Genomic DNA, 12,003 nt, shown 5'->3' with positions numbered 1-12,003 from the left:
GATGGTGTCGGCAAGAGGTGCGAAGGAAGGGACTTTAGGTGGAGGCTTTTTATATCGTCCTGCTGGTCGGCACGGTCCTGGTGCTGGCGGCTGCTCTTTCGAGCCTCCTCGCCTTCCGCTTCGGCGCTCCCCTCCTGCTGATCTTCCTGTCGATCGGCCTGCTCGCCGGCGTCGACGGCCTCGGCATCCAGTTCGAGAACTATTCCTTCACCTTCATGCTGGGCTCGCTGGCGCTGGCGATCGTGCTGTTCGATTCCGGCTTCATGACCCCCATCCACTCGTTTCGCCTTGCCGCGGCGCCGGCGATCACGCTTGCGTCGGTCGGGGTGCTGCTGACGACCGGCATCTTCGCCGTCGGCGCGATGATCCTCCTCAACTTCAACTGGCTGGAAGGCCTGCTGCTGGGATCGATCGTCGCCTCGACCGACGCGGCGGCGGTCTTCTTCCTGCTGCGCGTCAGCGGCATCAACATCCGCGACAAGGTGCGCTCGACGCTCGAGGTCGAGTCCGGCACCAACGATCCGATGGCGATCTTCCTGACGATCGCGCTCGCCGAACTTCTGGCGACCGGCCAGGGCCTTTCCGGCCTCGACCTGCACTTCCTTTTGCTGTTCGTCGAGGAAATGGGGCTCGGCGTCATCTGCGGCCTGTTGGGCGGCATGATGATCGTCTGGGTGCTGAACCGCTTCACCTCCGACCGCGGCCTGGCGCCGATCTTCGTGCTGACGCTGGCGCTTCTCGTCTTTTCCTTCACGGGCGCCATGGGCGGCAGCGGCTTCCTGGCGGTCTATGTGGCCGGCATCTATTCCGGCAACCGCAAGATGTTCGCAAAACCCCAGATCATCCGCTTCAACGAGGGGCTGACCTGGCTTGCGCAGATCATCATGTTCCTGGTGCTCGGCCTGCTCGCCACGCCCTCGCAATTCCCGGCCATCCTTCTGCCGGCGATCGGGCTGGCGCTGTTCCTGATCTTCGTCGCCCGGCCGATCGCGGTGTGGCTGAGCCTGCTGCCCTATGACTTCACCCAGCAGGAAACCAGCTTCCTCGCCTGGGTCGGCCTGCGCGGCGCCGTCTCCATCCTGCTGGCGATCATGCCGGTCTTGAGCGGCGTCGAGAACGGGCAACTCTTCTTCAACGTCACCTTCATCATCGTGCTGGTCTCCCTCCTCGTCCAGGGCTGGACGATCAAGCCGGTCGCCCAGAAGCTCGGCCTCATCATTCCGCCGCGCATCGGCGCCGTCGACAAGATCGAGCTCGACCTGCCGGGCACCGCCCATCATGAGCTGATCTCCTACCGCGTCATGAAGGACAGCCCGATCCTGCAGGGCGAACGCATCCCCCGCTGGGCGATGCCGTCGCTGGTCATCCGCGACGGCCGCAGCATGCGTTACCAATATGCCGGCCGGCTGAAGGAAAACGACCAGGTCTACCTGTTCATCTCGCCCGCCTACTCGAAACTGCTCGACCGCATCTTCGCAAGCCAGGTGCCGGTCGACGAGGACGACGCGGAATTTTTCGGCGCGTTTGCGATCTCGCCGGCGAGGCCCGCCAAGGAACTCGACGCGGCCTACGGGCCGGGCCTGCTCTCCGCCAACGAGCAGAACATGACCGTCGGCGACCTCATGACGTCGCGGCTCGGCGGCCGGGTGGATTATGCCGACCGCATCCGCTTCGGCTCGATCATCCTGATCGTGCGCGAACTCGACGAGCACGAACATGTCCGCAGCATCGGCATCTCGCTGGAACCGGTGGAGCCGGCGACCAACCTGCCGATCTTCATCAACATGCGCGAGATCGCCCACCGCGTCCGCGATCTGGTGCGCAAATACCGTGGCAAGCACGTGCCGGTGAAGCCGGGTGCCGTTCCGCCGGAAGGTCCGGCATAGAGTGACGAAAGCTCAGCCGGAGCGCAGGCATTCCTGCCCGCAGCCTTTGCGGGCCTCGTCGGCAAGAGCTCGAATAAAATCCTCCCCCCGCTGCATGATCGCAGTAGAATTGGCATGCCGCGTATCCGCGACAGACGGAATAGAGATCGCTGCAACCAATCGTCTTGCGTCGCCGGTCAGGCATAGTAAGGTCCGCTACGAACTTTCCGAGTAAATGGATTAGCATCATGCCGGCCTTCAAAACCCTTGACGACCTCACCGATATCGCAGCCAAGCGCGTGCTCGTGCGCGTCGATCTCAACGTTCCCGTTGCCGACGGCAAGGTCACCGACGCGACCCGCATCGAGCGCGTCGCGCCGACCATCCTGGAACTTGCCAGGAAGGGCGCCAAGGTCATCCTGCTTGCCCATTTCGGCCGCCCGAAGGGTGAGCCGGTCGCCGACATGTCGCTGTCGCTGATCGTCTCCGCCGTCAACCAGGTGCTCGGCCAGAAGATCCTCTTCGCTTCCGATTGCATCGGTCCGGAAGCCGAACAGGCAATCGCCCACATGAAGAACGGCGACATCCTGCTGCTCGAAAACACCCGTTTCCACAAGGGTGAGGAAAAGAACGATCCGGGCTTCACCGAGGCGCTCGCCAAAAACGGCGATATCTTCGTCAACGACGCCTTCTCCGCCGCCCACCGCGCCCATGCCTCGACGGAAGGGCTGGCCCATCACCTGCCCGCCTATGCCGGCCGCACCATGCAGGAAGAACTCGAAGCGCTCGAAAAGGGCCTCGGCAATCCGGCCCGCCCGGTCGTCGCCATCGTCGGCGGCGCCAAGGTTTCCACCAAGATCGACCTGCTGCAGAACCTCGTGAAACGGGTCGATGCGCTGGTGATCGGCGGCGGCATGGCCAACACCTTCATCGCGGCACAGGGCATCGACGTCGGCAAGTCGCTCTGCGAGCACGACCTCGCCGAAACCGCCCGCAAGATCATGGCGGAAGCGAAAGCGTCCAATTGCGCCATCGTGCTGCCGGTCGATGGCGTCGTCGCCCGCGAGTTCAAGGCCGGTGCCGCCAATGAAGTGGTGGATATCAACGCGATCCCGGCGGATGCCATGATGCTCGACGTCGGGCCGAAGTCGGTGGCAGCCGTCAACGAATGGATCTCCAGGGCCTCGACGCTCGTCTGGAACGGCCCGCTCGGCGCCTTCGAGATCGAACCCTTCGACAAGGCGACGGTCGCTGCCGCCAAGCATGCGGCAGAGCAGACCAAGGCCGGCAAGCTCACCTCCGTGGCAGGCGGCGGCGATACGGTCGCGGCCCTCAATCACGCAGGCGCCGCCGACGACTTCTCCTATGTCTCGACCGCCGGCGGCGCGTTCCTGGAATGGATGGAAGGCAAGGAACTGCCGGGCGTCTCGGTGCTGATCAAGACGGCCTGATCTGTCATCTCTCGGAATCAGAGCGCGCGCATATAGGGCGGCGCGCTCTGAAGTTAACGGGTTTAAAATATTTTAGATGTTTTAAACGATTGAAATGAATTCAAACGTTTCAATAGCTTAAGGGTGGATTTCCCTTTAAAATAACTTCTGTTATCGGCGACTGACGACTTAGGGAGAATGAGCGCGTATCGCGCCAACTTAGGGACAGGAGTGTAGTATGGTGGACGCCAAGATGTTGAACAAGATGAGTTCTGCGCCCGGATTTATTGCGGCGCTGGATCAAAGCGGTGGTTCAACACCTGGAGCGTTGCGTCTTTATGGCGTCTCCGAAACCGACTATCAGGGTGATGAGGAGATGTTTCGCCTGGTGCATGCCATGCGCGTCCGCATCATGAGCGCACCCGCCTTTTCGGGCGAAAAGGTTATCGGCGCTATCCTGTTCGAACGGACCATGGACGGCGACGTCGAGGGAGAGGCCGTTCCGTCCTATCTCTGGGAAAAGCGCGGAGTCGTGCCCTTTCTCAAAGTCGACAAGGGCCTGAATGCCGAGGAAAACGGCGTCCAGACGATGAAGCCGATGCCCGAGCTGGACGCTCTGCTGATCCGCGGTCGCGAAAAGGGGATATTCGGGACCAAGATGCGATCGGTGATCGGCCATGCCGACAAGGCCGGCATCGCTGCCGTCGTAAAGCAGCAGTTCGAGGTTGCACGTCAAATCATCGGCCAGGGCCTCATGCCGATCATCGAGCCTGAAGTCTCCATCAAAAGCCCGACAAAGGAACAGGCTGAAGCGATCTTGCGCGACGAGATCGCGCAGCAGCTCGACAAGCTTCCCGCAGGCGAGACGGTCATGCTCAAATTGACGATCCCGACGGTCGCCGATTTCTATGCTCCGCTGGTCGCCCGCAAATCGGTCGTCCGCGTCGTCGCCCTTTCCGGCGGCTACAGCACTGCGGACGCCTGCGAAAAGCTCAGCCATAACCACGGCATGATCGCCAGTTTTTCGCGCGCTCTGGCGGAAAACCTCCGCGTTTCGATGAGTGACGCGGACTTCAATGCGAGCCTGGCCGAAACGATCGATCAGATCTACGCCGCAAGCGTCAATAAGTCCTGATGCGATCCTGATATCGGCCGTGGAGCGTGTCGCTGTTTTCAGGCGGCATGCGACGGAAGCTGGAAGAAGGATCTCGAAAAGGCCGCTTGAGGAGCGCCTTTTCAAGGAGGAGGAAGAAGGCCGCCCCGGCAACGGAGCGGCCTTTCTGTTTGCTGCGACCTTGAACCGAACGGGCAAAACGACGTTCATTGCATGATGGAGGTTTGCCCATGACGGAAATTGAAGAAAAGGTCCGCAGGCTTTTCGACGAATACGGCCGAACCAGCAATGACGCCCTGAAGGACGCGGCGTCGGTGAATGTCTCCGGCGTCGCGGCGTTCTTCGCGCCCTATTTCGTCGGCTCGACGCCGCAGGCGGTGTTCGGCGGAGCCAATGACGCGGCATTCCGGGACGTGATCCCGCAAGGCTTCGCCCGATATCGCGATGCCGGCGGCAAGCGGATGGACATTACCGGCGTCACGATCACCTGCCTCAACGATCTTCATGCGCTTGCGGAAGTCGGATGGGATTTTTCCTACGTCAACAAGGCGGGCGAGGCCGGCAATGTCCGGTTCACCAACTTCTATCTGGTGACGATCGCCGATGGCGACCCCCGGATTTTCGCCTATATCACCGGCGACGAGGAGAAGGCGATGCGTGACCACGGTCTTGCCTGAGCCGATGATGCCGGCCGCTTTCATTCCTTTGATGACCGCTATCAAAAACATTGGCTGGTAATGGCCGCCAATGAGGCTTTTAAATCCGGCATCGCTTCCGGAGAATTTCACCATGCCGACCGCCGATTTCGTCACCGTCGATGTTTTCACGACAGAACGTTTCGCCGGCAACCCGCTCGCCGTGGTGCCGGATGCGCGGAACTTGACCGATCAGCAGATGCAGCGGATCGCCATCGAATTCGGTTATGCTGAAAGCACCTTCGTCCTGCCGCCGGAAAATCCGGAAAACAGCGCCCGGGTGCGCATCTTTACCCCGACGATGGAAATCCCCTTTGCCGGCCATCCCAATGTCGGCACCGCCTATGTGCTCGGCCAGCATGCGGATCTGTTCGGCAAGCCCGTCGCCGACACGCTCCGGTTCGAGGAGGTCGCCGGCCTGGTGGAAATCAGGCTGCTGCGGGAGGCGGCCGGCGTGATCGGCGCCACGATCCGCGCACCGCGTCCGCTGGAGATCGGTGCCGAAATCGAGCCCGGATTGATCGCCGCTTGCGTTTCGATCGACGTGAAGCACGTCCGTACCACAGCCCATGACCCGGTCTTCGCCTCGGTCGGCCTCGCCTTTGCGATCGCCGAGCTCGATGGCCTCGAAGCACTTGCCGCCGCCCGGCCGAACATCACGGTCTTCCGGGAGGCAGCTGCAAAACACCAAGGCGCCGACGGCGATTTTCCGATCTTCCTCTACGTGCGTAGCCCGGAAAACCCGTTCGCCATACGTGCCCGCATGTTCGCGCCGCTCGACAACATCATGGAGGATCCGGCGACCGGCAGCGCCTCGGCCGCCCTCTCCGCCTTCCTGGTGACGCGTGCCCCGGAAATGGATGCCGAGGTCCACGTGACGATCGAACAGGGCGTCGAGATGGGACGCCGCAGCATCATCGAACTCGATGTGGTGAAGAAGGTCGGAACCGTCACCGACGTCACCATCACCGGCCGCTGCGTGCCCGTCATGCGCGGCTCGATCGACGTCTAGCGATATAAACTCTACAGCGTGGTGAATTCGCGCAGGATCAGCGCGGCGCTCCAGACCGCGAAGGCGACGATCGCCAGCTTCCAGAAATCCCCCCGGCGCCGCAAGCCCGGAAGATCGAGCGGCTTGATGATCTGCACCAGCATGGCGAAGATCAGAAGAACCGCGATTGTCTTTGTCATCTACGCTTTGCCGATCTCGTCCGCCACAGGCTGGACATTTTTGCGCTCCACCACAGATAGATGTGGAGGGGATTCGAGGAATAGCTAATCCGCTTCGCTTTCGTTAACGCCCGGTTCATCGGCATGCAACAATGCTTGCAGGCGAAGCCGTGATTGATCGCATTCGCGCAAAGAGCTGACAGTAGCAAAGATGAGACGAAACCTCCTTCCAATCCTCGCCCTCCTTTGCGGTACGCTTCTCCTCTTCCTGGGCAACGGCCTGCAGAGCCTGCTTCTGCCCGTGCGCGGTGCGCAGGAGGGTTATTCCAACGAAGTGCTCGGCCTGCTCGGCACCACCTGGGCCTCCGGCTTCGTCATCGGCTGCTTCGTGGCGCCGAACGTAGTGCGTCGCATCGGCCACGTGCGCGCCTTTTCCGGCTTCCTGTCGCTGATCTGCCTGAACGTGCTTTTGACCGGGCTGCTGGTCGACCAGAACACCTGGCTGGTTCTGCGCGCCATCACCGGCTTCTGCACCGCCGGCACCTCGATGATCATCGAAAGCTGGCTCAACGAGCGCGCCACCAGCGAGAGCCGCGGAACCATCTTTTCCCTCTATATCTCGATCACCCTTTTCGGTGTCGTCGGCGGCCAGTTGATGGTGCCTTTCGCGAATATCGCGACGCCGACATTGTTCATGATCTGCGGCATCCTCTACAGCCTCGCCGCCCTGCCGACGACCTTGTCCAAGGCCGCCTCGCCGCAGCCGCTGAAACGGGCGCGGCTCGACCTGCCTGCCCTCTTCCGCAATTCGCCGATCTCCTGCATCGGCATCCTCCTGATCGGCGTCGCCAACGGTGCCTATGGCACGCTCGGCGCGGTGTTCGGCACGCGCGCCGGCCTCGACCAGGGCGCGGTCGCGGCAATGGTCAGCATCACCATCTTTGCCGGCGCGATCATGCAGTTTCCGGCGGGCCGGCTGTCCGACCGGATGGACCGCCGCCATGTGCTGGCCGGCCTCTCGGCCGCAGCAGCGCTTGCGGGCCTGGCAATCCTGGTGATCCACCCGACCGGCACCTATGAGATCGTCGTGCTGGTAGCGATCTACGGCGCCGCCGCCAACGCGCTCTATCCGATCGCGGTTGCCCACGCCAACGACTTCGCCGCGCCGGAGGATTTCGTCAAAGTCTCCGGCGGCCTGCTTCTGCTCTATGGTATCGGCACGATCATCGGACCGACGCTCGGTGGCCCTGTGATGAGCTGGGCCGGCCCGCATGCCCTGTTTGCGGTGACGGCGTGCGCGCATCTTCTGGTAACCGCCTATGCGATCATCCGCATCCGCCAGCGGGCGCCGATACCGGTCGCCGAGCGCGACGCCTATACGACGGCGTCAGGCGGCAGCTCCCAGCTTTCGACGCCGGAAAGCCTGTCGCTCGACCCGCGCTCCCGCACCGCCGGTTCGGCACCGGATGTGAATGCCAAAGCAGATACGAATGCCAGAAAGGAGGCATCATGAGCTTTCTCGATGACGAACGGCCGAAGAAACCGAAGACCCACGAACTCGGCTGCGACCTCTCCATGCTCTCGGTCAACGAGCTCGAATCGCGAATCGATCTGCTGAGGCAGGAGATCGCCCGGCTCGAGGCCGAGAAGGAGGCAAAGGCCGCAGGACGGCGCGCGGCCGACAGTCTGTTCCGTTCCTGAACGTCGGGCTCCGGCAAGAATCCTAAGTATTTCCGCTTAGATTTAAGACTATATTAATCATTAACGCAGAATATAGAGATGTTCAGGCTTCCTGGACTCAGACAGTTTCACCATTCGGCGAATGGTCTGATTTCTCCCTGTTTTACCTTGAGAGCCGCCTTTCCGCGGCTCTTCTTTTTAGGGCGGCACCGACCCCGCTCAGGCTCCTGGCCTTCGACACCGCCGTGGCGACGGTTTCAGCCGGCTTTTCCACAGAAACAAACTGTTGTATTGGACGCCAAAATACGTCTCATTTCAGGAACATGGCCGCTGTTTACCACTTCTTGTGGGTATTAACCTTTCCTTAAGAAACGTCTTGCGGATTTCCATTATAAGTATCATGTTCAGGTCAGTCAGAACGGCATGGGAACTTTTATCCGCCGTTGTCATTGCCTGAATGTGATTGCGTTGAGCAGGATGATTTCGATGTCCGAACAGGGATTGAATACCGTAAGTTTTGCAGGCCGTGCCGCTGCCTCTTCGCAGTTCAAGGCGCTCTACTCCGAAGGTATGTCGCTGGTCGAGGAGACCGCGAGCTATCTTGACGGTACGGGCCGCGCCGCTTCGAAGGTTCTGCCGCGCATGGCATCGGTTCTTTATGCGGCCGAGTCCATGCGGCTGACCACCCGCCTCATGCAGATGGCCTCCTGGCTGCTTCTGCAGCGCGCCGTCAACAATGGCGAGATGAGCCGCGAACAGGTCATGTCGGAAAAGAGCAAGGTCCGCCTCGACGGCTTCAACGTCGACCGCAATGCCCCGGGCTGGCTCGATCTGCCGGAGGGTTTCCGTGATCTCGTCGAACGTTCGCTGCGCCTCCAGAACCGTGTCGCCATTCTCGACCGCGAGATCTACCGCCCGGCCGACCCCGCCGTGCTGCCGGACAACGAAAACAGCGTCCGCGCCCAGCTCAACCTGCTGCGCACCGCCTTCGGCAACTGATTGCCATAGCGCAAAGCAAATACATCTGATCGAACCAGAGGGCCGTGCGCAAGCATCGGCCCTTTTCATTTTGGTCAGCGCCTTCGAAAGTCCGGGTCCATCTCGGCGCGCTCCACTGCCTCGATTGCGACATTGAACGCATCGGCCGTGGAGTGGGCCCGCTGCGCCGCCGCTTTCAGCCAATCATGTTGATCGGCCGACATCGGCAGGAAGCTCTCCATATAGGCGTCGATCTCGTTTCGGCTCGTCAGCCGCGCCTTCTGGCCTGAGAAGCTTTCATAAAGCTTCAGGTGAGCGTCGAACGAATTCCAGTTGTTCTTTCGAACTCTGTATTCCGACACCCATTTGACCAGCCCGTCGAATGACTCCTGGCTCTCGCCGCCCTGGATGCCGCGGCGCATGATATTCGCCACGCATTCGTCCTCGCTCAGATCGAGCCAGATCAGCGTCGTTGTCCTCGGCAGGGCGATGCCGACGTAGAGGCCATAGACGCCTTCGATCAGCCACGTTTCACCCGATGCTATCGTCCGAACATCCTCGTGCACGACCGCCCTGTCGCGTGCAATCCCGTAGCGACCCGGTTCCCAATGCACGTCGTCGAGGTGAACGAGCGGCAAGCCAAGCGGCTCTGCCAGCCTTGGCGCCAGCCAGGTCTTGCCGGACCCGCCGTTCCCCATGATCACGATCCGCCGGTATGCGGCTGGAATATCGGATTGCTCTTTCAACGGCTCCTCCCCGTCAAACACCGCAAAACGAAAAAAGCCCGGCGTCCGCCAGGCTCTTCGTAACTCGTGTGCCAAGAAGCGTATTAGAGGCCGAGGCCGCCGAAACGCTTGTTGAACTTGGAAACGCGGCCGCCGCGGTCCATGAGCTGCTGGTTGCCGCCCGTCCAGGCCGGATGCGAGTTGGGGTCGATTTCCAGGTTCATGGTCGCGCCTTCCGAACCCCAGGTCGAGCGGGTTTCGTATTCGGTGCCGTCGGTCATGACCACTTTGATCACGTGATACTGCGGATGGATGCCAGCCTTCATGTCGATATTCCTGCTCTGCGAGGTCCATTTGTCGCAATTGCGAGCGAGAGGCCTCTTTAATAAATGAAGCCGCAGACCGGTCTGGTCACGGCTTCCCAATTCGATGCGGAGCCTATACAGGAAGGTCGCCGGAAGTACAAGTACCCGTAAGGCCGAGAATTGAGCCTTTCGAGCCTATGGAGATGACGTGGCAGACGCCCGAGAAAACCAGCCGAGAGGCAAAGCCTTAAGACCGCTCGCAAGGCTCCTTCCCTATCTTGCCCGTTATCGTTCGATGGTCGCCGCGGCAATCGTTTTCCTCGTTCTCGCCGCAGCCACGACGCTCGCCCTGCCGCTGGCCGTGCGCCGCATGGTCGACCATGGCTTTGCCTCTTCCGACGGCCATTTCATCAACAACTATTTTGGAATGCTGCTGGCATTGGCAGCGCTGCTCGCCGTCGCCAGCGCCATGCGCTACTACTACGTCATCACCATCGGCGAGCGGGTCGTCGCCGACCTGCGCCGCGAGGTGTTCTCGCATGTGACGTCGCTGTCGCCGTCCTTCTTCGACGTCAACCAGTCGGGTGAGATCGTCTCGCGACTGACGGCCGACACGACCCAGATCAAGTCCGCCTTCGGTTCCGCAGCCTCCCAGGCTTTGCGCAACACCATTCTCTGTCTCGGCGCCATGGGCATGATGATCTATACGAGCCCGCGGCTCTCCGCGCTGGTGCTCGGCGCCATCCCGCTGATCGTCTTTCCGCTGGTCGGTTTCGGGCGCTCGGTCAGGAAACGCTCCCGCGCCGCCCAGGATACGCTTGCCCAGACCTCGGCCTTCGCCTCCGAAGTGATCGGCGCCACCCGCACCGTCCAGGCCTTTGGCGGCGAAAAAACCGCCAACGGCCGCTACGGCAGCACGGTGGAAAGCGCCTATGACGCCGCCCGCGCAGCGATCAAGGCCCGCGCGTTGCTGACCGGCTTCGGCATCCTCCTCGTTTTCGGTAGCATCGTCGGCGTGCTGTGGTACGGCGCCCAGAGCGTGCTGGCCGGCACGATGACCGCCGGTACGCTCGGCCAGTTCGTGCTCTATTCAGTGATCGCGGCGAGCTCGCTCGGCCAGCTCTCGGAAGTCTGGGGCGAGCTTTCCGCAGCCGGCGGTGCCGCCGAACGGCTGACCGAACTGCTGCACGAAGTCCCGGCCATTCGCGACGCCGAAAACCCGGTCGCCCTCCCCTCCCCGCCGCATGGCGAGGTCGAGTTCGAGACCGTCTCCTTCGCTTATCCCGCCCGGGTCAGCGCCATCACGCTGAACTCGCTCTCCTTCAAGGTGAGATCGGGGGAAACAGTGGCGATCGTCGGTCCCTCCGGTGCCGGCAAGAGCACGATCTTCTCGCTGCTGCTGCGCTTCTACGACCCCTCCGCCGGCTCGGTAAAGCTCGACGGCATCGACCTGCGCCAGGCAAGGCTTGCCGAGCTGCGCTCCCGTATGGCGATAGTCCCCCAGGACGTCACCATCTTCGCCGCCTCGATCCACGACAACATCGCCTTCAGCGTCCCGGATGCCAGCCGCGAGGCGGTCCGCGCCGCGGCGATCGCCGCTCAGGCCGACGAGTTCATCTCGAAGCTTGATAACGGCTACGACACCATGGCCGGCGAGCGCGGCATCACCCTCTCCGGCGGCCAGCGCCAGCGCATCGCGGTCGCCCGCGCCATCCTCAAGGACGCCCCGGTCCTGCTGCTCGACGAGGCGACCTCGGCGCTCGATGCGGAAAGCGAAACGCTGGTCCAGAAGGCGCTCGACGGGCTGATGAAGAACCGCACCACGCTGGTCATCGCCCATCGGCTGGCGACCGTGCTGAAGGCGGACCGCATCCTCGTGCTGGAAGACGGGCGGATCGTCGAGGAAGGCACCCACCAGAGCCTGATCGCTGACGGCGGCCTCTACGCCAAGCTCGCGCGGCTGCAGTTCCACGACATCGAACGGCAGAACGCCACCGCGCTGTGATCCTTCACGCCAACGTGTTTCGCTTGGTCTAAACTG

The 12,003-nt window shown here is 62.0% G+C and carries 12 protein-coding genes and 1 pseudogene; 9 read left to right on the top strand and 4 right to left on the bottom strand.

Annotated elements, in window-relative coordinates; genetic code table 11:
- Positions 1-38 precede the first annotated feature (38 nt).
- From ABCW43_RS11325 to ABCW43_RS11305, 5 genes are all read left to right on the top strand, one after another.
- A complete protein-coding gene (locus ABCW43_RS11325; RefSeq protein ID WP_345924305.1) occupies positions 39-1,886 on the top strand; it encodes a potassium/proton antiporter in 1,848 nt (615 codons plus the stop codon).
- 227 nt (positions 1,887-2,113) lie between these two features.
- Entirely contained in the window at positions 2,114-3,316 is a 1,203-nt protein-coding gene (locus tag ABCW43_RS11320; protein ID WP_345924303.1) for a phosphoglycerate kinase, read from the top strand.
- Between the two features lie 217 nt (positions 3,317-3,533).
- Complete coding sequence (locus tag ABCW43_RS11315; RefSeq protein ID WP_345924301.1) at positions 3,534-4,430, top strand: fructose bisphosphate aldolase; 897 nt, start codon at positions 3,534-3,536, stop codon at positions 4,428-4,430.
- Positions 4,431-4,639: 209 nt separating this feature from the next.
- Complete coding sequence (locus ABCW43_RS11310; protein ID WP_345924299.1) at positions 4,640-5,086, top strand: DUF6841 family protein; 447 nt, start codon at positions 4,640-4,642, stop codon at positions 5,084-5,086.
- A gap of 112 nt (positions 5,087-5,198) precedes the next feature.
- On the top strand, positions 5,199-6,116 hold the full coding sequence (locus ABCW43_RS11305; RefSeq protein WP_345924297.1) for a PhzF family protein: 918 nt from the start codon (positions 5,199-5,201) through the stop codon (positions 6,114-6,116).
- A gap of 11 nt (positions 6,117-6,127) precedes the next feature.
- Here the strand turns inward: ABCW43_RS11305 and ABCW43_RS11300 are convergent, their stop codons facing one another.
- Positions 6,128-6,295, bottom strand: a complete 168-nt coding sequence (locus tag ABCW43_RS11300) for a hypothetical protein (RefSeq protein ID WP_345924295.1) — start codon at positions 6,293-6,295, stop codon at positions 6,128-6,130.
- A gap of 7 nt (positions 6,296-6,302) precedes the next feature.
- Positions 6,303-6,353: pseudogene (locus tag ABCW43_RS28825) on the bottom strand (hypothetical protein); the annotation flags it as partial.
- A gap of 132 nt (positions 6,354-6,485) precedes the next feature.
- On the opposite strand from ABCW43_RS28825, the gene ABCW43_RS11295 reads away from it, so the two are divergent.
- From ABCW43_RS11295 to rcdA, 3 genes are all read left to right on the top strand, one after another.
- Positions 6,486-7,787 carry an MFS transporter gene (locus ABCW43_RS11295; protein WP_345924293.1) on the top strand — a complete coding sequence of 434 codons (1,302 nt, stop codon included), beginning with the start codon at positions 6,486-6,488 and terminating at the stop codon, positions 7,785-7,787.
- A complete protein-coding gene (locus ABCW43_RS11290) occupies positions 7,784-7,975 on the top strand; it encodes a DUF1192 domain-containing protein (RefSeq protein ID WP_345924292.1) in 192 nt (63 codons plus the stop codon). Before ABCW43_RS11295 ends, ABCW43_RS11290 begins: the two co-directional genes overlap by 4 nt.
- 465 nt (positions 7,976-8,440) lie before the next feature.
- Positions 8,441-8,953, top strand: a complete 513-nt coding sequence (gene rcdA / locus ABCW43_RS11285; protein WP_037077074.1) for a protease adaptor protein RcdA — start codon at positions 8,441-8,443, stop codon at positions 8,951-8,953.
- A 74-nt stretch (positions 8,954-9,027) separates the two neighbouring features.
- Here rcdA and ABCW43_RS11280 read toward each other — a convergent pair whose 3' ends face one another.
- Both ABCW43_RS11280 and rpmE read right to left on the bottom strand, forming a co-directional pair.
- Positions 9,028-9,678 carry a P-loop NTPase family protein gene (locus tag ABCW43_RS11280; protein WP_345924288.1) on the bottom strand — a complete coding sequence of 217 codons (651 nt, stop codon included), beginning with the start codon at positions 9,676-9,678 and terminating at the stop codon, positions 9,028-9,030.
- Positions 9,679-9,761: 83 nt separating this feature from the next.
- The gene (gene rpmE / locus ABCW43_RS11275; RefSeq protein WP_345924286.1) at positions 9,762-9,983 is read right to left on the bottom strand and encodes a 50S ribosomal protein L31; all 222 of its coding nucleotides are present in this window, start codon (positions 9,981-9,983) and stop codon (positions 9,762-9,764) included.
- Between the two features lie 187 nt (positions 9,984-10,170).
- On the opposite strand from rpmE, the gene ABCW43_RS11270 reads away from it, so the two are divergent.
- Complete coding sequence (locus tag ABCW43_RS11270; RefSeq protein WP_345924284.1) at positions 10,171-11,967, top strand: ABC transporter transmembrane domain-containing protein; 1,797 nt, start codon at positions 10,171-10,173, stop codon at positions 11,965-11,967.
- The last annotated feature ends 36 nt before the right edge of the window (positions 11,968-12,003 follow it).

The organism is Neorhizobium tunisiense (assembly GCF_039631515.1).
In the GTDB taxonomy this organism is placed as follows: Bacteria; Pseudomonadota; Alphaproteobacteria; order Rhizobiales; family Rhizobiaceae; genus Neorhizobium.
This window is presented reverse-complemented; position numbering and strand designations above follow the sequence as displayed.

Bases quoted from the DNA above. Each gene is read 5' to 3' on its own strand.
- ABCW43_RS11295 (WP_345924293.1), top strand. From the start codon at position 6,486: ATGAGACGAAACCTCCTTCCAATCCTCGCCCTCCTTTGCGGTACGCTT.
- rcdA (WP_037077074.1), top strand. From the start codon at position 8,441: ATGTCCGAACAGGGATTGAATACCGTAAGTTTTGCAGGCCGTGCCGCT.
- rpmE (WP_345924286.1), bottom strand. From the start codon at position 9,983: ATGAAGGCTGGCATCCATCCGCAGTATCACGTGATCAAAGTGGTCATG.
- ABCW43_RS11320 (WP_345924303.1), top strand. From the start codon at position 2,114: ATGCCGGCCTTCAAAACCCTTGACGACCTCACCGATATCGCAGCCAAG.
- ABCW43_RS11290 (WP_345924292.1), top strand. From the start codon at position 7,784: ATGAGCTTTCTCGATGACGAACGGCCGAAGAAACCGAAGACCCACGAA.
- ABCW43_RS11305 (WP_345924297.1), top strand. From the start codon at position 5,199: ATGCCGACCGCCGATTTCGTCACCGTCGATGTTTTCACGACAGAACGT.
- ABCW43_RS11310 (WP_345924299.1), top strand. From the start codon at position 4,640: ATGACGGAAATTGAAGAAAAGGTCCGCAGGCTTTTCGACGAATACGGC.
- ABCW43_RS11315 (WP_345924301.1), top strand. From the start codon at position 3,534: ATGGTGGACGCCAAGATGTTGAACAAGATGAGTTCTGCGCCCGGATTT.
- ABCW43_RS11300 (WP_345924295.1), bottom strand. From the start codon at position 6,295: ATGACAAAGACAATCGCGGTTCTTCTGATCTTCGCCATGCTGGTGCAG.